The organism is Microbulbifer agarilyticus, assembly GCF_020171345.1.
Classification (GTDB): domain Bacteria; phylum Pseudomonadota; class Gammaproteobacteria; order Pseudomonadales; family Cellvibrionaceae; genus Microbulbifer; species Microbulbifer agarilyticus_D.
The window spans coordinates 515,271-540,412 of record NZ_JAIUZM010000001.1 but is presented as its reverse complement, the minus strand read 5'-3'; the positions used below and the strand labels follow the sequence as shown (position 1 = coordinate 540,412).

17 protein-coding genes are annotated in these 25,142 nt (G+C 56.1%); 6 read left to right on the top strand and 11 right to left on the bottom strand.

Annotated features, from left to right (window positions below; genetic code table 11):
* Nucleotides 1-19: 19 nt before the first annotated feature.
* The 6 genes from cydB to LCM31_RS02100 all read right to left on the bottom strand — a co-directional run bounded on the left by cydB (nucleotide 20) and on the right by LCM31_RS02100 (nucleotide 7,322).
* Complete coding sequence (gene cydB, locus LCM31_RS02125) at nucleotides 20-1,039, bottom strand: cytochrome d ubiquinol oxidase subunit II (RefSeq protein WP_224867146.1); 1,020 nt, start codon at nucleotides 1,037-1,039, stop codon at nucleotides 20-22.
* Nucleotides 1,036-2,424 carry a cytochrome ubiquinol oxidase subunit I gene (locus tag LCM31_RS02120; protein ID WP_224867144.1) on the bottom strand — a complete coding sequence of 463 codons (1,389 nt, stop codon included), beginning with the start codon at nucleotides 2,422-2,424 and terminating at the stop codon, nucleotides 1,036-1,038. The genes cydB and LCM31_RS02120 overlap by 4 nt, the downstream gene beginning before the upstream one ends.
* Nucleotides 2,425-2,538: 114 nt before the next feature.
* Nucleotides 2,539-3,108, bottom strand: coding sequence for a GbsR/MarR family transcriptional regulator (locus LCM31_RS02115; protein WP_224867142.1), 570 nt, complete (start codon nucleotides 3,106-3,108; stop codon nucleotides 2,539-2,541).
* Nucleotides 3,109-3,256: 148 nt separating this feature from the next.
* Nucleotides 3,257-4,162 carry a DUF1853 family protein gene (locus LCM31_RS02110; protein WP_224867140.1) on the bottom strand — a complete coding sequence of 302 codons (906 nt, stop codon included), beginning with the start codon at nucleotides 4,160-4,162 and terminating at the stop codon, nucleotides 3,257-3,259.
* A 69-nt stretch (nucleotides 4,163-4,231) separates the two neighbouring features.
* Nucleotides 4,232-6,493 (bottom strand): autotransporter family protein, encoded by a 2,262-nt coding sequence (locus LCM31_RS02105; protein ID WP_224867138.1) that lies wholly within the window; start codon nucleotides 6,491-6,493, stop codon nucleotides 4,232-4,234.
* A 79-nt stretch (nucleotides 6,494-6,572) separates the two neighbouring features.
* Nucleotides 6,573-7,322, bottom strand: coding sequence for an OmpW/AlkL family protein (locus LCM31_RS02100; protein ID WP_224867136.1), 750 nt, complete (start codon nucleotides 7,320-7,322; stop codon nucleotides 6,573-6,575).
* A 384-nt stretch (nucleotides 7,323-7,706) separates the two neighbouring features.
* On the opposite strand from LCM31_RS02100, the gene LCM31_RS02095 reads away from it, so the two are divergent.
* Nucleotides 7,707-8,420, top strand: coding sequence for a tRNA-uridine aminocarboxypropyltransferase (locus LCM31_RS02095; protein WP_224867134.1), 714 nt, complete (start codon nucleotides 7,707-7,709; stop codon nucleotides 8,418-8,420).
* Between the two features lie 37 nt (nucleotides 8,421-8,457).
* Here LCM31_RS02095 and LCM31_RS02090 read toward each other — a convergent pair whose 3' ends face one another.
* Both LCM31_RS02090 and LCM31_RS02085 read right to left on the bottom strand, forming a co-directional pair.
* Nucleotides 8,458-9,462, bottom strand: a complete 1,005-nt coding sequence (locus tag LCM31_RS02090) for a CobW family GTP-binding protein (RefSeq protein ID WP_224867132.1) — start codon at nucleotides 9,460-9,462, stop codon at nucleotides 8,458-8,460.
* A gap of 68 nt (nucleotides 9,463-9,530) precedes the next feature.
* Nucleotides 9,531-9,926 carry a MerC domain-containing protein gene (locus LCM31_RS02085; RefSeq protein ID WP_224867130.1) on the bottom strand — a complete coding sequence of 132 codons (396 nt, stop codon included), beginning with the start codon at nucleotides 9,924-9,926 and terminating at the stop codon, nucleotides 9,531-9,533.
* A gap of 288 nt (nucleotides 9,927-10,214) precedes the next feature.
* Between LCM31_RS02085 and LCM31_RS02080 the strand changes: the two genes are divergently transcribed.
* The gene (locus LCM31_RS02080; protein ID WP_224867128.1) at nucleotides 10,215-11,807 is read left to right on the top strand and encodes an arylsulfatase; all 1,593 of its coding nucleotides are present in this window, start codon (nucleotides 10,215-10,217) and stop codon (nucleotides 11,805-11,807) included.
* Nucleotides 11,808-11,815: 8 nt separating this feature from the next.
* Here the strand turns inward: LCM31_RS02080 and gntH are convergent, their stop codons facing one another.
* Complete coding sequence (gntH, locus tag LCM31_RS02075) at nucleotides 11,816-13,138, bottom strand: guanitoxin biosynthesis MBL fold metallo-hydrolase GntH (RefSeq protein WP_224867127.1); 1,323 nt, start codon at nucleotides 13,136-13,138, stop codon at nucleotides 11,816-11,818.
* A gap of 179 nt (nucleotides 13,139-13,317) precedes the next feature.
* Entirely contained in the window at nucleotides 13,318-14,862 is a 1,545-nt protein-coding gene (locus tag LCM31_RS02070) for a glutamate synthase-related protein (protein ID WP_224867126.1), read from the bottom strand.
* A 294-nt stretch (nucleotides 14,863-15,156) separates the two neighbouring features.
* Here LCM31_RS02070 and LCM31_RS02065 point away from each other — a divergent pair, with 294 nt between their 5' ends.
* Nucleotides 15,157-16,749, top strand: coding sequence for an MFS transporter (locus LCM31_RS02065; RefSeq protein WP_224867124.1), 1,593 nt, complete (start codon nucleotides 15,157-15,159; stop codon nucleotides 16,747-16,749).
* A 29-nt stretch (nucleotides 16,750-16,778) separates the two neighbouring features.
* On the opposite strand, the gene LCM31_RS02060 is transcribed toward LCM31_RS02065, so the two are convergent.
* Nucleotides 16,779-17,387 (bottom strand): TetR/AcrR family transcriptional regulator, encoded by a 609-nt coding sequence (locus tag LCM31_RS02060; protein WP_224867122.1) that lies wholly within the window; start codon nucleotides 17,385-17,387, stop codon nucleotides 16,779-16,781.
* Nucleotides 17,388-17,597: 210 nt separating this feature from the next.
* Between LCM31_RS02060 and LCM31_RS02055 the strand changes: the two genes are divergently transcribed.
* The 3 genes from LCM31_RS02055 to LCM31_RS16360 all read left to right on the top strand — a co-directional run bounded on the left by LCM31_RS02055 (nucleotide 17,598) and on the right by LCM31_RS16360 (nucleotide 25,058).
* A complete protein-coding gene (locus LCM31_RS02055) occupies nucleotides 17,598-19,106 on the top strand; it encodes a M20 family peptidase (RefSeq protein WP_224867120.1) in 1,509 nt (502 codons plus the stop codon).
* 42 nt (nucleotides 19,107-19,148) lie between these two features.
* Nucleotides 19,149-20,987 carry a DUF885 domain-containing protein gene (locus tag LCM31_RS02050; protein WP_224867118.1) on the top strand — a complete coding sequence of 613 codons (1,839 nt, stop codon included), beginning with the start codon at nucleotides 19,149-19,151 and terminating at the stop codon, nucleotides 20,985-20,987.
* Between the two features lie 567 nt (nucleotides 20,988-21,554).
* The gene (locus LCM31_RS16360; protein WP_318247427.1) at nucleotides 21,555-25,058 is read left to right on the top strand and encodes a di-heme oxidoredictase family protein; all 3,504 of its coding nucleotides are present in this window, start codon (nucleotides 21,555-21,557) and stop codon (nucleotides 25,056-25,058) included.
* The last annotated feature ends 84 nt before the right edge of the window (nucleotides 25,059-25,142 follow it).

Below are 25,142 nucleotides of genomic sequence, written 5' to 3'. Positions count from 1 at the left end.
AGTAGAAGCCCCTTTTTATTTAGTGGTAATCCAGTTGCGTCGCTTTACCTCTGAATACATGATAGGAAAAGGCGGTGTACAGCAAAATCATCGGTATGACGATAAGCGCACCGACGAGGATGAATTGCAGTGAGTTGCGCGCGCTAGCGGCCTCCCAAATCGTCAGTTCACCGGGTACGATATACGGGTAAAAGCTGAAACCGATTCCGCTGAAACACAGCGTAAAAATAGCGCTGGTGATGAAAAACGGTAGTGCGCTATGTCGATCGTTGTCCTTCGGCAGGCGCTTTAGCAGGATATCGTTAAAGATAAATCCCAGAAAGCATACCGCAGGGATCAGCAGTACAAACATTACCAGTGGATAATTAAACCAGCGGTCAAATACGCCGGGGTTAACCAGCGGATTGATGATGCTAACCGAGATAACCCCTAACAGTGCGGCTCGGCCTGCGCGATGTGCCCAGCGTATTACGCGTGTTTGTAATTCTCCCTCGGTTTTCAATACCAGCCAGGTTGCGCCGATGTAACTGTACGCCGCAGTAACCCCCAAAGCTGACAGCAGGCAGAACAGCAGCGAAGGCACACTGTAGTCAAAGCCCATGACGTATTGCCCAAGCATATAGCCCTGGGTAAGGGTTGTGATCAGCGAGCCGATTTTGAAGGTGCGATCCCAGGTAAGCTTGTGATCCACCGCCGCCTTGGCGCGAAAGTCGAACGCAACGCCGCGCATAATCAGTCCCACCAGCATCAATGCCACAGGAATATACAGGTGCATCAGAATAAGGCTGTGGGCCGAAGGGAAGGCGATGAGCAGAATACCGACGGCGAGCACCAGCCAGGTTTCGTTGGCATCCCAGAACGGACCGATGGAGGCGATCATGGTGTCGCGCTCGGGTTCATCCTGCTCGCCCATCGGCAGCAGGATACCCACGCCGAGATCGTATCCATCAAGGATCGCGTAAACCAGCACCGCGAGCCCCATCAAGCCAATAAATACGACGGGTAGCCAGTCGCTCCCATTATTGATGATCTCGTTCATGCCACACCTCCGCTGGTATCGACTTTTACCTTGGGTACATTCGGCAGGTTGCCGTGTGCTCTGGGTTCAGCGGTTTCAAATTCCTCCACGGTGACGGCCTTGAGAGCCATGCGCTTCAGGGTGTGGATATACGCCCACATCAAGACGGTATAGGTGGTTAGATAAAGGGCGAGTGAGAGAGCCACGTTGTTTGGCGCGATCGGCGTGACGGCATCTGCGGTCCTCAAGATCCCCGTGACCAGCCATGGCTGCCGTCCGATCTCGGTAACATACCAGCCCGCAAGGGTTGCCACCCAGCCGGCAAAGGTCATCATTACAAGCCACTTTAAATAGGTCGTCGATAAAGTCTTTTTGCGGTATAGAAAGTAGCAGCCTGTCCACGCGGTGATGAGCATAAGAATCCCCATGCCCACCATGATGCGGAAGCCAAAGAACATCGGCGCTACCGGGGGATGGTCGTTGGGGAACTCGTTGAGCCCCAGAATTTTGCCATCGGGATCGTGGGTGAGGATCAGGCTGGCGAGTTTGGGAATGCCAATGGCGAAGTCATTGCTGCGGGTCTCTTCATTGGGGATGGCGAACAGCAATAATGGCGCGCCGTCTTCTGTCTCCCACACCCCTTCCATCGCGGCAATCTTTTGCGGCTGGTACTTGAAGGTGTTGAGTCCATGGGCGTCACCGACGAAAGCCTGTATCGGGGCAAGTATGGCGGCGACGATCAGGCCAGTTTTCAGTGCCAGCCGCGGGGCCAGCTTTAGGTCGCCCTTGAGGATGCGGTAGGCGGAAATGCCGCAGACGAAAAAGGACGCGGTAAGGCCCGAGGCCAGCAGCATATGCGTTAGTCGATAGGGGAAAGAGGGGTTGAAAATAATTTCCACCCAGCTAACCGCATGCGCAACACCGTCGCGCATTTCGTGCCCGGTGGGTGTTTGCATCCAGGAATTGAGTGCCAGGATCCAGAAGGCCGAGAGCGTGGTGCCCACTGCTACCATGAGTGCAGAAAATGTATGGACTTTACTGGGCACGCGCTTGATGCCGAATAGCATAATGCCGAGAAAGGTTGCTTCGAGGAAAAAAGCGGTCAGCACTTCATAGCCCAAGAGCGGCCCGGCAATGTTACCCACCGTTTCCATATATCCCGGCCAGTTGGTGCCGAACTGGAACGACATGGTAATACCGCTTACCACGCCTAGAGCGAAGGTCAGGGCAAAAACTTTCACCCAGAAGCGATAAGCGCGCATCCATACCGGGTCATTGGTGAAGTCGAAGCGAAGCTTGAAAAAGACCAGAATCCAACAGAGCGCGATGGTGATGGTAGGGAACAGAATGTGAAAACTGATATTGGCAGCGAACTGTATTCGGGAGAGCAGCAGTGTATCCAGCATGGGCACCTCTAGAGAGCAGCCGCGACCGGGGTGGCCGCAGCTTGTAACAGCGTGCGGCGATGTTTAGCCCGGTGCCGCACTCCCGGGTTGTGAAACTGGCGAGCTTGGCAGTGATTATTTGCGTGTTGAATTTTTCTTTGCGCCGGACCCGCTGGCTTTGGATTTAAGGTCCAACAACTTGTTTAGCCCAGATCCGAGTTTCATGAGCTTGAGCAGGTCTTTTTCATCCAGTTTGCTGAGCGTATTGGCAAACTGGTCGAGCATTTCCAGCAGGCTGTATACCTCCTGGATTTTCTCTTGTGCGACGCTTTCCTGCTCGTCCCGCGGTTCGGTGAGCAGCAGCTGGCGCAGCAGGGTGAGGGTCGGATCCAGCTCCCGCTTGCGCCGTTCCTCGAAGACGGTACGCGCTAGGTCCCAGATACTCCCCGCAGCGGTAAAGTAGTCCTTGCGGTCACCGGGTTGGTGATGCAGTTCAATCAGGCGCCAGGCCTGCAGTTCCTTGAGCCCCATGCTCACATTGCCGCGACTGATTTTCAGTGCCTCCGCCAACTGATCGGCGTTTACCGGCTCGTTGTGGATGGTCATCAGGGCGAACATCTGGCCGACGGTGCGATTGAATCCCCAGCGGCTCCCCATCTCCCCAAAATGTAATACGAAGGCCTGCGCTTGATTGGAAAGCTTCATCTATTTCGGTTTCTTCTTAACTTTCAGAAATTTCTGAAAATTGTAAATGTAAATTGATCTGTGTCAAGCAGGATTGTGTGGCCGTGGTTACCCGATCAGGGGTGGCGGTGCGTCGCTTTGCGCGGGAGCACTGCCGGGAGGGTTGCTATCAGGCTTGGCGGGGAATGGATGCCAGTGCACGCGCTCGCCAGTCTGCCGGCACCAGGAAGCCGCGGCTCAGTTCGCCCTCTGGCGCAGTGCGGGCCACACAGATGGGGCCGCGAGATAGCAGCGCTTCGCTAAGCTCGGGCTCTGCCTCAGTAGTAGCGGGTGTGTTGTCAGCGATGTGCATCTGATAGCGGGCAAGCCAGCAGGACTTGGGCAGCTGGTACCAGGTATCGACATTGTCCCTGTGGGCAGTGGGGAAATAGGCGCGAAAGGTGGCGAGGTCGGCCCACCAGTAATCTCCCGGCAACGGGGCCGGTGCAGGCAGCGATGCCAGCGGCCGGAACAGGCGGCCGGGCATCAGCGCCCACTGTCGGTCCAGCTGAATGCCCTGATTGCCCAAGATTGCGCTGGCGGTATCGCTGAGCGCTACCGGCAACTGGTGGTCGCGCATGCGCAGCAGTTTGATATCCAGGCGATCCTTAAGGCCGGGCCCCACCCAGTAGTCGCCTATCTGCAGGTAGAACTTGAGTGCCAGCTCCCAGTGTTCCACTGCGCCGTCCGGATGATGGCGTACCACGAAGTCCAGCTCACCCAGAGTTTTGCCTTCGGCGCGAATGGGCAGGTTGCGGGCAAGTAGGGTGTAGTCCGGGTGGTGAGTGAAAGCGAAGGCCCAGAGCTGTTCGAAGTAAATGCCGAGGCGACGGCTGCTGCACTGCTGCAGGGTTTCCAGCAGAGGAGCCTCAAGTTGCGCGCGTACTCCAGAGGTTGAGAAGTATTCCGCCAGTGCCCGGCGCCGCGCCTGTGGCAACCACGGCAGTGGAAACTCCGGTGCGATGTCGGTGGTATTCAACATCCACAGGAAGTTATCCCAGTGATCCGGGGTAGCGATAGGCAGTAGGGCACTCATGGGGCGAGTATAGGGAATTCGGCTGACGCTCGATACTTGCGAATTTCCGAGCGATTCAGTGAGGGGTAATTACCACTTGTAGCGAAAACCGAAGGTCAGCTGCACGCTGTAACTATCCCCCAGGTTGTTCAGGCTGGTCGCGTAGTCCAGCTCGCCGTAGACCGAGCAACCGTCACCGCATTCGTCGTAAGTAAAGCCGGCGCCAACTCGTCCCCACCACTGATCCCGTTCCTGAAACAGTGAGGTACCGGATACCTTCACTTCGGTCTGGTCGTCAAAATAGAAGTAGGTATTGGCAATGGCGTAAAAGCCCATGCGTTCCAGCAACAGGTTGCCGTACATATTGCGGTTCACCCGCTGGCTGAGGCGTTGCTCGAAAGCGACGCCCATGCGGGCAAAGCCCCCCTGATTTTCTGCGTCCGTCATACTGGCGCCGTAGGGGTCTTGATTGTCGTCGATGTCTTCCGCAGTGAACGCGAGTTGCAATTGCGGGGTCAGGGAGTAGAAATCACACAGTTTGAAACTGTGCCCGCCTTCGACGGAAAAATTAAAGCCGACGGCATCATTGTCTTTGCCCAGATACCAGAGCTCGCTGGAATACAGGTCTGAGTCAAACCAGTTGAACTGCGCCTGTATATCGGCGTAACTGCCCTGGCTGCCGTGCCAGGTCAGGGACGCGCCGACACCGAAGTAATCGGTATCGATATCGCCGCGACCAAAGAAACTGTCGAGCTCGGTGCTGCCACTGCCGTACTGGGCGAACACGCCGAGCATCATGCGGCCGTAGTACACCGCAGGATCGAAGGAGACGTCGCTACCGATTTGTACCTGGCCGAAATCCTGCTGCCATTCGGCGTGTGCGGTCGACTCTTCTGGTGCATTGTCGTTGTATTCGGTGTTCACACGCATCCACCAGCCGCCGCCGTCGATGGTGCGTTCTACGGCTTCGCCGTAACAGCAGGTACCGCGATCCCTGAAGCTGGTGCCGGCCCAGAAACGATTGCCCACACGTTTGCGCAACGTGGTCGGTGTGTTCATGCGGCGAATGGACTGGGCGTAGGTTTCGTACAGCACGGCACCCGGTTGCCAGCGCGGGATGAGGTTGCCACTGCCATTGAACGGGTTGCTGATCGTAGAGCGCAGGAACCAGGTGTCGTTACTCCCGCCATCGATGCCGCCACGGTGCAATGTGTAACCATAGGCGCCGCCGACAATCGCCGAGCGCCCATCGAATCCTGTGTAGTCCGGTGCGAGGGTAAAGGCACGCAGTGGGTTATTGCCCTGCACCTGGATGATGGGAATACCATCGCCAACGGTGAGTGCGCCATTTCCGCCAAGGTTAAAAATATCGACAAAGGTGCGCCCGCTCGCATTGCCGGCGATGGCGAGAAAATCGGTTGGTGCGTTGTCACCGGCGAGTTGTGTATCCATCCACAGGCGTCCATCGCGGCCATGATAGGAGCCAAAACGTCCGTCGTCATGGGTGGCGATATTGAGCTGATTGAAGACACCGTTTTCCAGGTCGAGGGTGCCGGCATTTTGCACGTCGCCAAAGATGGCAAACTTGGTATCGGTCGGCTCCAGGATACCGCCGAAACGGATGTCCAGCCCAAGTGATTCGCCTCCGCTGCGCCCGCCACCGACGGTCAGCTCGTTGAACATGCGCAGCTTGGAGCTGCCATTGATAATCAGGTTCTCCCAATTCAACAGCTTGCTGCCATCAAGCAGGTGATCGAGTTTGAAGCGCAGCGTGTCGATATCACCATCGTCTGCGGTGGCATCATCGCCACCGTCGAGTATGGTGTCTTCCTCGTCGAAGGCGCGGGCGTCAATCTCCAGATAGTCGGAGCCGCTGCCTCCCAAAAAGTGGTTGATAATGCCCTCGTCGTAATAAAACGTATCGTCGCCAGCGCCCATGTCTGCGATTTCGAATATGAAGCCGCCATCGAGCAGTAGAGAGTCGTCGCCAGCACCTGCGTTCAGGCGAAAGGTCAGGCCATCGTATATCTCAATACGGTCGTCCCCATCGCCGGTATCCAAACCGCCGTTAAAGAAGTTACCGATCTGTGAGTCGCGGTTTTCCACAATCACGGTATCGTGGCCATCTCCAGTGAACAGGTTGGTGTCGATCACCGCACCATTGACGTTGATCTGGTCATCGCCAGTGCCCGCATTGGCGATACCAATGGTGCCGCCATCTAGATTGAGTACATCGTTACCACCAAGTGCGTCTACGTCGGCACCGGCAGCATCGTTGTCTGCGTCACACCGGATGGTATCCGGGCCTTCGGTACCAATATTTCCCGGCGAGCAGTCGGCTCTGGCTGGCATTGGCAACAGCAGTAAAGCAATGAACCCGATTATCCAGAATACGCCGGTGCCCATTGGTGTAGCGCCGTGCGGCCGGGTGTCAGAACTCATAGGTGACGCCCAGGTTGAATGTCCATGGGTCGGTGTTGAAGTCTGAATAAAGCCGCTCGTAACCGAGCGTTGTGGGGAAGGTAACCTCGGCATCGACGCTGGAGTCGACGTAAATCACGGCGGCATTGATAAGCCAGGAGCGCATCTTGCCCCACCCCAGTCGCCAGTCCACACCCAGTTGCGCAGTGGCTCCCCAGGAGTGGCCCACACCGAAATGGCCCGGACCTGTCGCCATGCCACTGCCCATCAGGTAGTCCTGAAACTCCGGGTACAGGTGGTCGTCATGGTAATCGGAATAATTCACGCCGATGCCCAGGTAGGGTTGGCCCAGACAATCCAGATCTGTCATATACCAGTTAACGAACAGATTGGTGGAGGAGAGGCTAAATCGGCCAAAGTGGATATTGTCCCGGCCGGGGCGTGCGCGAAAATTTCCCAGAGAGAGTGGGTGATCGGAGTCGCCTACATGCAGCAGTTCCACGCCAAGGTAAGGCAGTGGCCGCCATACACCGGAGATATTCCAAGTGGTGTCGTCATCGGTCTCCCAGTTTGTGCGGTAAAGCTCCCAGTCCTGAAACAGGTAGTACTTCAGGGAGCTATGGCTGTCATCGGGGTGCACCGAGCTGGCGCCAATGCGCAGGTAAAACCGGGTGAGGTCGACATCGGAAACAGGAATCTGGGCAGTTGCAAAAATCGGGAACAGAATTGCCACGCAAGCGGCCAGCCTGAGTCTTTTCATGGTTAACTCCATGTCACACCGGTTGATGCAGGCGATCGGATTATCGTGATGGATCGCCAGCCGGATCTTGAGAAATCGCCGGGCCTGTTTGTGTTTAGGTGACCCGGAACGCAGCGCGCGCAAGCGATCTCGTGATTCGGAAAGCCGCGTGCGAGAGCAACACTAAAAGTAGCATGGCGTACGGAAGTTGCCGGGGTGGGCTAGATGAGTCCTTCCGGGGGCTGCAATGAGGGCTTCGTGGTGGGTGTGTCGATGGTGGGTTGCGGCGCTTATCCCTGACCCATGGGTAACAAATAGCGCTGGGACATGCACCGCATCAATGTGTAAAATCTCGCCGTTTTCCACTACGGAAAAGTGACAGCAATTCCGCTCCCTGCGAAGTTTATGAATTCCAACAGCTATACCCGCCTGCGCGACCAGGAACTGGCAAAATCCACCAAACCTTTTCAGGCCAAAGGCAAAAGCGTGAAGCGCTGCCCGGACTGCCAGATGGGCGCGTTTGCGTGTATGTGTGCATGGCGGCCGCAAGCGGAAAGTGCACTGGACTTTGTGTTGCTGATGCACCGCAAGGAGCTGTTCAAGCCCACCAATACTGGGCGCCTAATCGTGGATGTGTTTCCGGAAACGCCGGCTTTCCTGTGGAACCGGCAGGAGGCACCAGCGGAGTTGAAGCAGTTGCTGCAGGATCCAGAGCGAAATTGCTTTGTGGTTTTTCCTGCAGATGGCACCGAGAATAGTGCTCGCGAGGTGGTACACAGCGTGCCGGCGAGCGATAAAAAAAACACACTGATCATTCTCGATGGCACCTGGAAACAGTGCAGTCGTATGATTGGCCTCAGCCGCTGGCTGGATGATGTTCCGTGCTTGAGTTTGCCGGAAACCCTGGTGCGCTCTTACTCGGTGCGTGACTCAGGCAGAAGCCACCGCTTTTCCACCGCCGAAGCGGCGATCAGCTGTCTGTTGCTTGCCGGTGAAGAGCAGCCAGCACTGACACTACAGCATTACTTCAGAATCTTTAACCAGCACTACCTCGCCACTCGAGGCTGTTGTGCGCCAGAGATTGGCGAGAGTCATCAATTTTTAAGCGCGACCACCTAAAAATTGCGGCATTCAAAAAGCGTCGCCAAGGCGCTAATTATCCACTAGGCAGCTGGCACGCCATCAGCTGCGCTTCCCACGTGTCGTCCAGCTGTTGTGCAATGATTTCGATACGGCTCTCTGCGCAATCGTCCAGTTCAACTTCGGTCAGGGTATCCGGAGTCAGGTTGTAGCCGAACACGCCCTCGTCGGTGATAAACACCGCTTTCATGCGCTCCACCGTCAGGCCGCTCAAGAAGTTGAACAGCTTCTTCTGGTCAAACACGATGTCTGGGGCAAAACGCCAGCCAACGCTCTGATAGCTTTCGCCCTGATTGATGGCCTTGAGGAAGCCCGCTTGTGGAATTTCAGCTTCTTCCTGCACGGAGGGCGAAGCATGGCTTTCGTGGTAGTGCGGGGAGGCGCGGGTGGCAGTTGGTCCGGACAGAATGGAAAAGTCCACTTCACCCTGTTCAGCAAACAGCACCTCGGTTGCATTTGGACTGTGCACCTTGACGTACTCGCGCAGCGCGGCTTTTTCCCGGTCTCCGTAGAGATCCTGCTTGTTGCCTACCACGATGTCGGCAATCGCGATCTGCTGGTTAAAGGTTTGGTGGCTGGTGTAGCGTTCGTCCGCCAGCTTGCGGGCGTCTACCAAAGTGAGAATCTTCTGAATAGACAGCACGTCTTTGTAGTGCTCGGCCGAGAGCGTTTCCAATACTTCAATCGGGTGGCCGAGGCCGGTGGGCTCAATGAGCAGGCGGTCGGGCTTGGCACGGGTAAGCAACTGGTTGAGGGCAATTTGCATGGGCAGGCCGGCGGCACAGCACATGCAACCGCCGGGCACTTCGCGAATGAACACCCCTTCTTCTTCGCGGTGCGTACCCTGAAACAGACTGCCATCGATGCCGATTTCCCCAAACTCATTCACCAGCACCGCCCAGCGCTCATCCGCGGGTTTACTTTTCAACAGGTGCAAAATGGTCGAGGTTTTCCCCGCACCCAGGAAGCCGGTAATGATGTTGGTTGGAACCGCAGAGATTTTTACTTTGTCGGAGCCCATGCAATATTCCTCAGGCGAAGTGCAGCCGGGACTGGCGGTCAGGTGGGCGTGGAGCTGCCCGCGCCAAATCAGTGGCAGTCGCAGTTGTTGTGCTGCCGGCAGCGACGATAGTTCTGGAGGTGGGCGAGCGCCAGCAGCGTGGCACCGGCTAGGGTAAGTCCCTTCTCGCCGAATTCGCCAACCTGTTCGCCAGCCAGAATTGCGAGGACCAGCATCGCCAGTCCGGCACCACCCAGCGCAGCAAAGCGGTACAGTTTATGCGTCTTACAGCCCATTGCCAGCGCAAAAATACTGGTCGGAAGCACGGCAGCTACCATCCACTGGTGAAATACTTCGCCGGCGATGGTCAGGGTCGCGATACTTGGCACCAACAGGATCAGTAGTGGCAGCAGCAGGCAATGCGCCGTACAAAGAATCGACAGGCCGATAGCGGCTTTATCGGTGGAGTACTGAAGTGTTGCCATTAGTCAGTTTGTAATTGGTTGGGTCGCCCGGGTCGTGAGATTCACCGGTGCCGGGGTTTGCAAAATGCGGTGTTATTCAGGAGGCAGGTATTACTGCGCCTGAGAGGCGTCCGCAAGCATACCACAATGTGATGTTGCAGTGTAACGTTTTGGTTTTCTTTGTGCTGACTTGTGGGCCATGTGCGCTGGATATCCCGCTCGCGAGTAATCGCGCGGGCGGGAAAGAAACTAGACTGGAAGGCGATCCCCCCGTTTTTCTGACATTTTGTGTAAAGGGACGCCGAGCAAATGCAGAGATTCCTGTCGGTTGCACTGGGTATATGCGCCTTTAGCTTGTTTTTCGCTGAGCGGAGCCTCGCGGACAAAAGCGTGTTTGACCTGAGTGTGGTTGAGCGAAAGAACTTTGAACCCGCTATTCCGCGGCCACACCAGGAGGAGCTGGCGGTAAAGAAGTTGGAGGCGTTTGGGCAGCGCGCTGGGCAGAAGCCGAATATCCTTATCTTTCTTGTGGATGATATGGGCTGGGGAGACCCGGGTGCATTTGGTGGCGGGGTCGCCATTGGCGCGCCCACGCCGAATATCGACAAGCTGGCGCGCGAGGGCCTGAAGTTAACCTCGATGTACTCCCAGCCAACCTGCACTTCCTCGCGGGCGGCGTTAATGACCGGGCGCTTGCCGGTGCGCAGTGGCCTGGTGCGCCCGATTCTCACTGGCGACGTGATCACCAAGAACCCGTGGAGAATCGAACAATCCAGCGGCAAGATGCTGACCTCCGCTGGCTATAAAACCGCACTCATTGGCAAGTGGCATATTGGTGAGGCCGAAGGGATGCTGCCCCATGAGGTGGGCTTCGATTACTTCTACGGGCTGCCCTCTGTGCAGTCGGATTACACCCAGTTCTTGTTAAAGCGTCAGTACTCCGACATGATCAATAACCCGGAGCTGCACGAATTGGCGTTTACCCTGCGTCCAGAGGGGCTGATCGAGGGCGAAAAAGGTGGTCGGCGCAAGGTCGCATACCCCATCAATACCGTGGACGATATGCGGATGGTTGATCAGCTGCTGCGGGATAAATCGCTCAAGTTCTTAAAGGACGCCAAAGCAAAAGGCACACCTTTCTATCTGGTCCACTCTTTCTCAAAAATTCACAACGATTCCCTGGTGGCGCCGGCATACATTGGCAAAAGCCCGGCCGCCATGCCGGTGCGTGATGCGATGGTCGAGGTGGATGACATTGTTGGCGAGATCATGCAGGCGCTGGAAGAGAACGGACAGCTGGAAAACACGATTGTGTATTTCACCTCTGACAACGGCGCCAATGAAGACGTATGGCCGGATTCCGGCTATCACCCATGGCGTGGCGGCAAAGGCACCACCTGGGAGGGCGGCGTCAGAGTGCCCGGCATTGTGTTCTGGAAAGGCATGATTGAACCCGGGCAGGTAAGTAATGAGTTGGTGGACCTCACCGACCTCTATATGACGTCCCTGCGTATGGCTGGCGTGCTCGACAATTTACCCAATGATCTGTATTTCGATGGCATTGACCAGACTGCATTTTTTCTTGCGCCCAACGGACACTCGCGGCGTCAGGTTGTGTATATGTGGAACCGTAATGAATTTTGCGCGCTGCGCTGGCGTGACTATAAGGTGCACTTCAAAATTTTCGATGTGAAAGTGCCACGGCGTAATCTTGACGCCAGCGTATTGTCCGATGTGGGCACCGCGCTCTGGGTCTTTAACCTCAATGTCGATCCCAAAGAGATGTCCAGTACCGGACATCAATTTTTCGAGTGGGGTATGCCGCAGGCAATTAAATTTTCCAAGCAGCACCAGGCGACCATGAAAGAGTATCGCAACACAGATATCGGCCTCAGCTTATAAGCGCCTGTTTACTGCTCTTCCTGTTGCATTTGTTCATACATTTTCGGGCGCCAATCTTCCTTCTGCAGATTGTGTCTTTCCATGTATTTATCGAGCGCCGGGTCCTGCGCCTCAAATGCGGGGCGCCAGCGCCCGACGTTAATTGATTCACTGAGTGGGTTTGGCTTGCCTTTCACCGGCGGGGGTTGCTGTGCAGTGCCGGGTACCGACCAGGCGTCGTCCGTTGACACCGCCATACGCTCTTCGATGCCATCCTTCGTAATATTCCACACCATCATGTCGGTAGCCATGGATAGTGGGCCGTCATAGGTGTCGCGGATCCCCTGATAAATCTGGTAGCGCGTAGCGGGTTCATTAAAAAAGTGATATGCCACCGCGTGCCGTGGCTGGATGGCGCTCATGATCTTGCCGAATGCCTGCGGGGAAGTGTGGAATTCGCAACAGGTGCGCCAACCTAATTGCGGTGGTTGGTTGTAGAGTTGCACAAACTGTTCCGGGGTATGCATGGACTCATGAATAGCCAGGTCTACATCTTTTCCGTGTTCGATGAACCACCGATTCGGCACTGTGTCGCCGCTGAAGAACACGCTTAGTCCCGCATATTCGAGCTTATAGCTCACCGGGCCATCACCGATATGGACTGCGGGATACGAGCGTATGGTGACACCGTTGTTCTGGTATACGACTTGGTCCGGTATCGCGTAGTCAAACTCGGTGACCTCCAGTTGCCCTGGAATGGGGCTGATCTTGTATTCCCGCGTCACCTTGTCCCAGTTTACGAACTTCAGGAAATGATCCATGGCGTAGGCCGTGCCCATCTCTGGGGTTGCACCGGATGGTCCCCAAATACGCAGTGCATTCGGTCGCCCTGCGGTCCAGCCTCCCGCCCACAGGCCGAGGAGGTCGCCCATATGGTCGGTGTGTAAATGGGAAAGGAAAACTTTGTCTAGATACTGATAGGGAATCATCAGGCTTGCCACATTGGCCATGGAGCCGGTGCCAATATCGAACAGGAACTTGTCCCCGTTACCCACCTCGATCAGAAAACAGCTTGCAGCCTGCCCGCGCCGCGCTGCTGGCATACCAGTTCCACAAGCCACTACGCGAATTTCGTCCTTGGCCAGTGCTTCGGTGCCGGGGTAGTAAGCATAGCGATCCGGTGCGGTCCCCGTTGGTGATTTAACTTCGCCACCCGCCGCTTCGGCCGAGGGAATCGTAGTCAATGAATAGATACTGCTCAGCCAGAAGGCGAGTGCACCAAACGCGGCGCCCACCAGAAAAATGAGGGAGGCAGAACGAAGAGGTGCGCGAATAGGAGAAGGCTGTGCCATCCTGAAACCCTTTGCGAAGTTATGCAAACTAATTAGAAGGGTAGTAGAAAGCCAGGCAGCGCTCGTGGCACGACAGATTAAATGCGCCAATCTCTATTTTATGTGTCGATCATGACGAATCGCATTCAATCATCTACTCCGTGTCGGATGAGCGCCGTTATGTATTCGACGGAATAATCTTACTCATTGGGGTTTCCTGCACCCGCATAGGCAGCCCCGGAGAGTAGCGCCATATCCCGGTTCCAAGTCGTCAGATCCGACGCGTTAAATCCACTTAGATTGTCGTGGCCACATGCACGGGCCATGACCTGCATAAGTTCGACGGAAGCCTCGAAAAAGTTCTTCAACTGTTGGGCAGACTTGTCGACATTCAGCCGTTGCCGCAGGTCAGCTTTTTGTGTGGCAATACCGGCGGGGCAGTTGTTGGTATTACAAATACGTGCAGCGACGCAGCCAATGGACTGCATGGCGCTGTTGGCAATGGCGATACCGTCGGCGCCCAGTGCCAGGGCTTTTACAAAGTCTATGGGTACGCGCAGGCCGCCGGTGATGATCAGCGTGACGTCACCGCTGGCGCCCCTGTCGTCGAGAAAGCGTCGCGCCCGTGCCAGGGCGGGAATTGTCGGCACACTGATATGGTCGCGGAACATGGCCGGTGCTGCACCGGTGCCACCGCCACGTCCGTCGAGGATGATGTAATCGGCACCGGCATCCAACGCGAACTGCATATCGTCTTCAATGTGGTTGGCGCTCAGTTTGAAACCGATGGGAATGCCGTCGGTAATCTCCCGTACGTGATCAGCAAAGCATTTGAAGTCATCGACCGTATGCAAATCTTCGAAAGAGGGTGGAGATACCGCAGGCTCCCCTTCGGGAATGCCGCGCACCTCGGAGATTTTGCCTACGTTTTTTGCGCCGGGCAGGTGACCGCCGGTGCCGGTCTTGGCGCCCTGGCCACCTTTAAAGTGGAAGGCCTGCACCTTGAGCAACTTGGATTCCTCAAAGCCAAACTTGGCACTGGCGAGCTCGTAAAAGTAACGCGAGTTGGCCTCCTGTTCTTCCGGCAACATGCCGCCCTCGCCGGAGCAGATACCGGTGCCCGCCATCTCGGCACCTTTCGCCAGTGCCACCTTGGCCTCTTCAGAGAGAGCGCCAAAGCTCATGTCCGATACAAACAGCGGTATTTTCAGCTTGAGTGGCTTGTTGGCGCGGGGCCCAATAACCAGCTCGGTACCGACTGCGGCATCTTCCTGCAGCGGTTTTCTAGCCATCTGTGCGGCGAGCAACTGAATGTCGTCCCAGTGGGGCAACTGATGACGCGGCACTCCCATCGCGGTCATCGGGCCGTGATGGCCCATTTGCGACAAGCCTTCGCGCGCCAGCTGATGGATAAATTCTACGGTGGGTTCTTCTTTGGTGACCTTTGCGGTCGGGGTGCCATCATTGTCCGCACGGATGCCCGGGCCTTCCTTGCCCAGCATTTCATCGGAAAACTGTTTGTGGGTGCCGTCACAGTACGGGATGTTCGCGGAATGCTTGCACTGGCAAAGATAGGCCTCACCGCTCTCCTCCGGCACAAAGAGTTTCGGCTCCAATCCCGTCCCCGCATGGGAACCATCGCAAAATGGCTGATTGCCGGATTTTCCGCACACGCAGAAGAAGTATTCTTTGCCCTGCTCAAGGTTCACTTTGCTGGGCTTATTATTGGCAATGATTGGATTCATCGGGCGCTCGATCTGGTTGCTTGCTGAAGGGCAGACTGTATTTATACACATAGTCGCTGGGCTTTGGATCGCTGGACGGATTGAAAGCGGCCGTTAGAGGGATTTACGCGTCATTTTTGTGCACGGTTACCGTGAAGCAAAACGTAAGGGCTCGGCCAGCTGTTATCGAAACAACTACGCTTCAATTTTCCGACGTTGCGATATCGCTGTGATCGCGCAATAAGTCGTGCTCTTTGATCCAGTGGTGTCCAACGCGGGTTTTGGGGGCTGGTCCTATTTAAATAGGGAGACAAGGTGGGCATCGAATCATCCGTGTCTGACGAGCATTCAAAGCGCGGTATGTGGTTCGTTCTGGCAATGACGGCCATGTGTATGACCGTTGTTGCCTATAACACGACTGCGATTACCACGGTCATCCCAATGCTGCGCAAAGATCTGGACCTCACGCCCAGTGAAGTGCAGGGCATCATGGCCGTTTACATGGTGGCGACATCATCGCTGATGCCGATCATGGGGCGCTGCGCTGATCTGTTTGGGCGCGTACGTACTTTCGTTCTCGGCATGTTGACCTTTGCATGTGGCTCACTGCTTGTTGCCATTTCGACCGGCGGTACTGAAATGTTGCTCGGGCGCATGTTGCAGGGCTTCGGCGCTTCATCCCTATTTGGTACCTCTCTTTCCCTACTGACATCCGCGACCCCGCCCAAAGACCGGCCGGTAGTGGTCGGTGTATGGGGTGCGATGATCGCACTGGGTATGAGTCTCGGCCCGATCATTGGCGGTGCGCTGGGGCAGTATCTGAGCTGGCGCTGGATCTTTTATATGGATCTTGCCGTGCTCGGGTTGGCGCTGATCCTTGTGCGTATTGTTTCGCGCAATAATTACGTACCGGCGACACAAAGGCTCAACAAATCACTGGATATTCTCGGCGGTATTCTATTGATATTGACTCTGGGACCGGTCGCCTATGGACTTGCGAATAGCTCACTTGCCGGCTGGACAAGCCCGGTCACACTCGCTTCCATCGGTATCGGCATAGTCTCCGGTATCGCCTTTTGGTGGCGTGAGCAGCATTGCGAAAGTCCACTATTACATCTCGATTACTTTCGTCACCCGCGCTTCAAAATGGCGACGCTGGGAATCTTTATCGCCGGTTTTAACCTGCTCGGTTTTTTCATCTTCTACAACCTTTTCGTGCAGTCACCAGTTGCGTTCGGGATGAGCCCGGTTGAGGCCGGTGCTGCGGTTCTGCCGATGACGGCGGTTATGTTGGTCTTCTCCATTTGGGGGCCGAAGATCCTCGGGCCTTATAGTTACCGCTGGCCGATTACCATCGGCATGCTGTGTCTGGCGCTCAGTGGGATTTTGCTATCTACGGTATCCAACGATTCTACTTACCGCGACACCTGGTGGATGTTGCTGGTGACCGGGGTTGGCTTTGGTCTCACCATTCCACTCTTGCCGCGTATCGGCTTGCGTCTCTGTGCAGAGGAACATACCGGCCAGGCATCGGGCATGGTTAACGCCTGCCTAACCTTCGGCGCATCCGTGGGTTCGGTCGTCGCCGGCGCGGCGCACGTAGCGTCAATTCGCAAGCATTTGGAAACCGTATTGCACGCGTTGCCGATCAAGTCTGAGCAGCGACATGAGCTCGCCCAAGCGCTCGCCAATGGATCCAACAGCGACATACTGACCAAACTCGGCACATTAAAGCCAGAGACCAGTCACGCATTGCAGCAGGCCCTGCGCGATGTGCAGGATGATGCATTTAGCGCGGCCATGTTGACCTGTTCCGTGGTTTCCATTGTCGGGGCGATTATCGCCGTATATTTGATGCGCGGTCCGGTGCCGGAAGAGGGGAGTGCCAAGCCGTTGTTACGGCATTAGGTCTTGCAACCGCAGATTGATACCGAAAGTTAGCTTTCGGTTCTCTTGGCGTATTGCTGCATGAAGGTTGTGAGTGCGGTATCCACCACCCGCGATTCTTCATTGCGGTCTAGCCGCGGTGCCCCAGTAAGTAACTGTGGCCAGAAGGCAAAGGTATCTAGAATGCCCTGAATATGCCGACCGGCATACATCACATCCTTCTTCTCCAGGCGGCCATCTGCGGCCGCCGCTTCCAACCAGTGCAACAGCGGCCCCGGTGTGGCATTCAGTAACTCGGTTAGTTGTTGCGCGCGCTCCGGGTCGGCCAATACCTCGGGGATGCCGATACGCGCCAGTGTGACGTAGGCCGGGTCTGCAAGGATTTCCAGCTTCGCGTGTAGCAGTGAACACAGCTGCGGCTCCAGCGGCGAATCGGGCTGGTAGCTCTGGTTCACCTGTGCCACACATCGCTCCGCCAGCCCCCCCAACACGTGCGCAAACAGCACCTCTTTGGTGGGGAAGTGCCGGTACAGGGTCCGCTTGGATACCTCCGCTTGTTCCGCCACCTGGTGCATGGCCGTGGTGGCGAAGCCTTTCTCCAGGAACAGGTCGTGGGCGGTGTCCAGAATCTGTTGTCGCTTCTGCTCAGAAACTTTCACTGTCTCAACTCTTTCTCGACTCACATTCGTTACGCCTGTGTATCGCAAACAGGCGTTACACAGGCGTGGTGCAAGTATCCGATGTATCCTGCGGTATATCGCTAAGGGCGGAGGTTAGAGGGTTGTAAGTCAAAGGTAAACACCTGTGTTTACTTTTTGTTGGGCTTGACGCAATATGGCTTGAAGCTGAATTTGGGGCAGAATCGAGTCATGAAAAAGCGAATTGTAGGCCTGCTGGGGGCGGGCATTGTTCTGGTGGTGGCAATTGCCAGTGTCCGCGCGGTAATGGTGTATCCAGACCGACAGCTGGTGATCGAAAATCCGCAACCTCCGCTTGCGTTGGATGCGGAGCAGGCTGCACAGCGCCTGGCGGATGTCATCCGCTTTCCAACCATTACCCAGGATGAAGCGCCGTACCTAGAACCGCAGCCATTTATCGATTTTCACAATTATCTCGAAGCGCAATACCCCGCGGTGACGGCGTTCGCTACACGCCATGTCTTTAATAAATACTCTCTGGTGTATGAGTTCCCCGGCACCAATCCAGAGCTGAAGCCCATTCTGCTCATGGGACATATGGACGTGGTCTCTGTGGATGAGGACACCCTGTCCGACTGGACGCACCCGCCGTTTGCCGGCGTGATCAGCGATGGCCAGATCTGGGGCCGCGGTGCCATCGACGATAAAGCCAGCGTGATGGCGTTGATGGAAGCCATGGAGCACCTGCTGCAAACCGGCGCACAGCCCGAGCGCAGTATCTTTTTCTCCTTCGGCCACGACGAAGAAATCGGTGGGGAAAACGGCGCTGCAGCAATTGCGCGCTACTTCGCCAGCCGCGATCTCAACTTTGAATTTGTGCTGGATGAGGGTGGTGCGATTACCGAGGGCCTGATGCCGGGCTTCGAGCAGCCGATTGCCGTTATTGGCGTGGCCGAGAAAGGTTTTGTGAATGTGCGATTGGTAGTGGAACAGCCCGGGGGCCATTCATCCAAGCCGCCCGCCAGCACCGGCGCCGGTATTCTGGCGCGCGCGATTGTGCAGCTTGAGGACAATCAATTCCCCACCACGCTCAAGTTCACCAACATGACATTTGATGCGGTTGGCCACTACGCAGGCTTTGGTGCCCGCTTTGGCATGGCAAACCAGTGGCTGACAGGTCCGTTGGTTGAATCTGCGATCCTCGCTAACGAGAGCAGTGCCTCCGGCATTCGCACCTCGACCGCTGCCACCATGCTCAAAGGCAGCAGCAAGTCCAATATCCTGCCGACCCGCGCCAGTGCGGTGGTGAACTTCCGCATTATGCCCGGCGAAACAGCCGAGTCCGTCGTCGCGCGGGTACGTTCGGTCATTGACGATCCGCGCGTGTCCATTGAGCCGTTCATGGCCAGTAATCCGTCGCCGGTATCGAGCACCGATGCCTACGGCTACCGACTGATCGAAAAGAATATCCGCGAGTTGGATCCGAATGTGCTGGTAGCACCGTATCTGGTACAGGGTGGTACCGACTCCAAACATTTCTATGGCTTGTCGGATGCGGTATACCGCTTCCTGATGGTGCGCGTTACCCCCGAGACGGTAAATACATTCCATGGTATCGATGAGCGATTAGGGGTGGAAGATTTTGCCAGCGGTATTCGCTTTTTTGTCATGCTGCTTGAGCAGTCTTCCTTTCCCGATAAAGACCAGCGCGGTGGCGAGGCCACGGCAAAAGCCCACTAAATAAAACCCAAAAACGAGAACGGATAACAGAGGTTATCGATTGTGAAGAAAATCCTAAAGTACACCGGTGGCACTTTGCTCGCTGCCATCGTCGCAGCCGGTGGTATTGCCACCCATGAGGTGGTCGCCGAGAAACCCTTTTCCTTCCGCGTGTTTATCGATCGCCCCCTGGTGAGCATGGCTTTTGACAGCCCAGAGATGCTGACTTCCCTCGGCTTTCTCGAGTCCATGGGAATCAAGGGCCACAATGCTCGCCTGGATGAAACAGATCCCGAAAAAACTGCGCAGATGTTTGCCGACTTTAAACAGTTCCGGGCGACACTGGATCGCTATGAGGGACTGGACGAAAACGAGGAATTGACCCGCGACATCGCCACATACCTCGCAGATATGATCATTGCTGCGGAGCCATACCGCTACCACACCTACCCGGTGAATCAGCTGTTCGGTGTGCAGAATGGCTATCCAAGCTTTATGGAAGCGCAGCATCGCGTGGAAGACCTGGAAGACGCACAGAATTATCTGTCACGCCTGCAGGCGGTGGAGTCGAAATTCGGCGCGCAACTGGAAGACCTCAAGGTACGTGAAGAGCGCGGCATCGTTCCCCCGCGCTTCGTGATTGATCGGGTACTCGATGAGATGCGCGGTTTTGTGGAAACACCGGCGCAAGAGAATATTCTCTATACCGCACTCGTGAAAAAACTCGACGAAGCTGAAGACATTGACGCGGAAGCCGGGGTGCATATTCTTGCCACCGCCGAGCAGCACATCGAGCAGTACGTATATCCCGCCTATCAGGACATGATTGGTTATTTCTCCAACCTTTCCGACCGCGCTGGCAATGACCACGGCTATTGGCATCTGCCCGAGGGCGAAGAGGTCTACAAGCTCGCCCTGAAAATGTTTACCACCACCGACTACACCCCGGATCAAATCCATGAACTGGGCCTGTCCGAGGTGCAGCGTATTCAATCGGAAATTCTCACCATCTTGAATGGCGAAGGTTTCGATACCTCCGTTGGCTTCACCGCGACCATGGCGGACCTCGCCGCGCGTCCAGAATTTTACTATGAGGACAGTGAGGAAGGCCGTGCGCAGATTCTGGAGGACTACCAGAAGATCCTCGACGAGATTGATGTGGGCATCGATGGTGCCTTCCGTGTGCGCCCAAAGGCGGGCATGGAAGTAGTGCGTATTCCTGAATTCAAGGAGAAGACCGCACCGGGTGCCTACTACGAACAGCCGGCACTGGATGGCAGCCGCCCCGGTCGCTTCTTTGCCAACCTGTACGATATCAAGGCCACTCCAAAATATGGCATGCGCACGCTTGCCTACCACGAGGGTATCCCTGGGCATCACTTCCAGATCGCCATCGCCATGGAGCTTGAAGGTATGCCATTCATGCGCCGCATGGCCCCGTTTACTGCCTACATCGAAGGCTGGGCCCTGTATGCGGAGCAGGTGGCGTGGGAACTCGGCTACCAGGATAACCCCTATGACAACGTTGGCCGTTTAGTCGGCGAGCTGTTCCGCGCGGTGCGTCTGGTTGTCGATACCGGTATTCACCACAAGCGCTGGACCCGCGAGCAGGGCATCGAATACATGCTGGCCAATACCGGTATGGCGGAGAGCGATGTAGTCTCCGAAATCGAGCGCTATATCGTTATGCCCGGCCAGGCGACCTCGTACAAGATCGGTATGATCAAGATTCTGGAGCTGCGCGAAAAAGCCATGCAAGAACTGGGCGACCAGTTTGATCTGCGCGACTTCCACGATGTGGTGTTGAAGAATGGTGCGGTGCCGCTGGATATTCTGGAAAAGATTGTTGACCGGTATATTGCAGACAAAAAACAAGGCATGGCGCTAGCTGCAGCCAGCTGATTCCGCGCCTAAGCGATGTTTCAGCTCTGTGTAGAGGAGGGCCCGGTATGGTTCATATCGGGCTTTTTTAGTTTGGTTAGTCTTCCTCTGGAAGAAAGTAGCGGGGGTTAATCACCCGCTTTTTTAAAGTCGTTGGAACGACTGGGAACTGGCCCGGTTGTGTCACACACATGGGGACAACCTGGTGCTTCTTTACGGTTGGCGCGCTTTTCTACCAGTTGTGTTCAAGTCGGAATTTAAATAAATGATTATAAATTCTGCATTGTTATCAAAGTTTGTGATTTCTTTTAAGATTACTTTTTACACGCACCTTTTCTTTTTCAACTCTGGCTGTCAGTTTTTTCTCTCCGCATGAATAAGTTGTCGCTAGAGGCTTATCACCTCTAAGTATCTGTTGGTAGGGAGAATATCTCTCGCACTGCAGACAGTGCCCACTTCCCACTTTCGACCCAGGCGCCCACTTTCCAAGGCTTGCCTCAACTGGGACGCAAGCTGACAGTCATTTCTGGCAATGTAAATCTCGAGCAGTCCCAACTCAAACAAAACAATAACGAGTGGACCAACGCGATGATACGTTCCCCCCTCTGGTCGACAGTGGCTTCACTGTTGATTTGCTCGGCTGTGGCCGGGCAAGCCCATGCCCAGTCTCTAATCCATGTCGAGGCTGAAGACTATGACGCATATTACGATTCCGATCCCGGTGACAACGGTGGCGCAGGCAATGGCGACGACGTTGACATTGAAACAACCACCGACGACGGTGGCGGCCGCAATATTGCCTGGACCGAAAGTGGTGAGTGGCTGGAATACACCCTCAGACCCAAACCCGGCTTTTACTCGGTATTTGCCCGCGTAGCCTCCAATACCGGCGGAGGTGCTTTTAGCCTGTCTCTGGATGGCGTTTCCATTGGCTCCGATACAGTCCCGTCTACCGGCGGCTGGCAGAGCTTTGAAACCCGCTATGTCGGTTCCATTGACCTATCCAGCCGGGGGCGCAAGACATTCCGTATGGACGTCGATGCCGGCAATTTCAATGTGAACTGGTTTGAACTGGTTCCCGATACCGACAGTGATGGCGACGGAATACCGGACCTTGTAGATCAGTGCGCGGCTACGCCCGCGGGTACCACGGTCGATGCGGTCGGTTGCCCTGTGACCACTGGTGGTGGCGACAGCGACAACGATGGCGTGAGTGACGCTCTCGACCAGTGCCCGGGTACTCCCGCCGGCACCGCGGTTGATGCGAACGGCTGCCCAGTGTCGAGTGGCGAATACGGTTTGACGGAAACCGGTGTGGACAGTGTTGAGCTGTTCGTAAACAGCTCCTCCTGGGCCGATGCACACTACAGCGTAAACGGTGGCGGCCAGCAAAATGTGCGTATGACGCAAGCGAACAATCGCAATACTTACATCGTCACCGGCCTCGCGAACGGCGATGAGATCAACTACTACTTCACCTATTGGGATGACGCGTTGCCCGGAGCGAAATCCACCTCGCCGGTTACCCATGTGTTCGGTGGTGGTGACCCGAGTGCGGACAGTGATGGCGATGGTGTCGTTAACGGTCAGGACCAGTGCCCGGCCACACCGCCCGGTGCAACCGTCGACGCAAACGGTTGTGAAGTAATTGTCGACAGTGATGGCGATGGTGTTGCCGATGGCAGCGACCTGTGCCCCGGCACCCCGGCTGGCACGCAAGTGGATGCGAATGGCTGTGAACTCGCGGCGGGCGACGCCGATGGTGATGGTGTTGAGGATGCGCAGGACTTGTGCCCCGGCACCGCCGCAGGCACCCCGGTAGACGCCACAGGTTGCCCGTTACCCACTGGACAGGTTGAGGTGTCCTTCGCAAATACCATGTTGGTGGGCGGTGCCGATAGTGCCCAGCCTGGCTACACGCTGTACGTGTTTGACAGTGACCTGAATGTGCCCGGCACCAGCCAGTGTAACGATGGCTGTGCCACAAACTGGCCGCCGGTACTGGTAACCGATGGCTTTGCTACCGGTGTGGTAAACCTGAGCACCATTCAGCGTGCGGATGGTAGCTACCAGGCTGCCTATGAAGGCCGCCCGCTGTATTTCTACGCAGGTGATAATGCCGCTGGTGATACCAATGGCGACGGTGCCGGCGGTGTCTGGTGGACGGTGCCCTACGGCGTGCTCGGCGCGGTTACCCCGCTCTTCGACAATGCCGCAGTGCTCGAGCCCGATACCCAGTATGAAACGGCGACCGCATTGGTTACGCGCTTCTCCGATCGTCCACGTACACGTCACGCGCGGGAAGATGAGTTTCAATCCTACGATCACTTCATCAAGTTTTACTTTGAGCACCGCTCAAGCAGCATTGAGATCATCGACGAAGTTGCCAAAGGCGGTGACACCGTAACGATGAATGTGCGCACAGTGTTCCCCCTCGATCCAAACCAGGCGGAAAACCGCTGGTGGTATACCGGCTTCACCACCGTTGCTTCCTATGCAAGTAACGTGATGATGGATTACCTGGGCACCGATGGCGAGTTCTACTACTACCGTAAGACCAGCAATTTCAACAATCGTCTGGGGCGTGAAATACAGGTAGGCGACCGCATGGAATTTGAGATCAGCCAGTTCAGTGATCCGAGTATTCCGCGCGGTCAGACAAACTATTACGGCACCACATTCCTGTACGTCGTGGGTGAAGGCATCGTGCCCTGGTTTGCCGAGGCTCCCGGTGTCAGTCAGTTCCGCGAAGACAGTGCCAAGATTCCGGAGGAATACTGGTTGGGCGGAAAAACCAGTATGCACTATCAATACACCAACGAGCCGAACGACCATTTCATGCAGATGGCCACCAACCTCGGCTATGACAATGCGCAGAAGTTCCTCGAGGGGCGCCGCGTACACCACTCTTCCTTTATCGACGGTATGCACGATGAAGATCCGGAGAACGGGGTACTCGAATCCAACGTGGGGCTGACCGGAACACGCTACATCAACGAGCGCTGCTCCGACTGTCACGAGCGCAATGGCGGTGCTCCGGTTGCTACGGATGGTGAGCTGCTGGACCGCTGGGTATTTAAGATTGGTGACGCCACTGGTGCGCCTACCGCCGACCGCGGCGGCGTATTGCAGCCGAACGGATCGGGTGGTGAAGGCGACGTGTCGATTGCTTCCTGGATCGAAACACCAGAGGGCCTGCGCACGCCAAATTATCAGTTCACCGGCGGTACTCCGGAAACCTTCTCCGCGCGTATTGCCCCGCGTCTGGTAGGACTCGGTTTGTTGGAGGCGATTCCTGAAGCGTCGATTCTTGCCCTTGAGGATGCCAATGACGCAGATGGCGATGGCATTTCCGGTCGCGCCAACCGCGTGCTCGACCCGGAAAATCCGAGCCTGACACGCGTTGGCCGGTTCGGCTGGAAAGCGACGGCGGCCAGCGTACGTCACCAGGCGGCAGCAGCGCTGAATACCGATATGGGTGTGCGCACCAGCGTAATGCCAGATCCGGATTGCGGTTCCGCACAGGCCAACTGCGGCCAGAATAGCCCGCTGATGCCGGAAGAAAATCTGGACAAGCTGGTTACCTACCTGTCCACCTTGGGTGTGCGCCCGCAGCGGGTTTGGAAAGCCGGTGTGGAAGACACCACCGTACTGCAGGGGCGCGATGTGTTCCGCAGCATTGGCTGTACCGGCTGTCATACCGAGTCATTCCAGACCAGCGAATTCCACCCGCTCGCCGAAGTGCGCAACCAAACCATCCACCCATACAGCGACATGTTGCTGCACGATATGGGGCCGGGTCTGGCCGATAGCCTCGGCGATGGTCAGGCGTCTGGCAGCGAATGGCGAACCACTCCGCTGTGGGGGCTTGGACTGGCGGCGTGTGTTACCGGCGGTGTAACCAATCCAACCGGCGCCGAGGGCGATGAAATCTGTATGCCACATCATGCCTATCTGCACGATGGCCGCGCGCGCACCGTGGATGAGGCAATTCGCTGGCATGGCGGTGAATCGCAAGACTCCAATGATGCCTATCAGGGCCTGAGCGACAACGATCGTCAGGCGCTGCTCCACTTCCTCAATAGTTTGTAATCCAAGCTAGATGTTGAGAGAGCCCGAAGCCCTTTGCGGCTTCGGGGTTTTCAAAAACCAAAAAAATATCCAGGAAGAGATAAC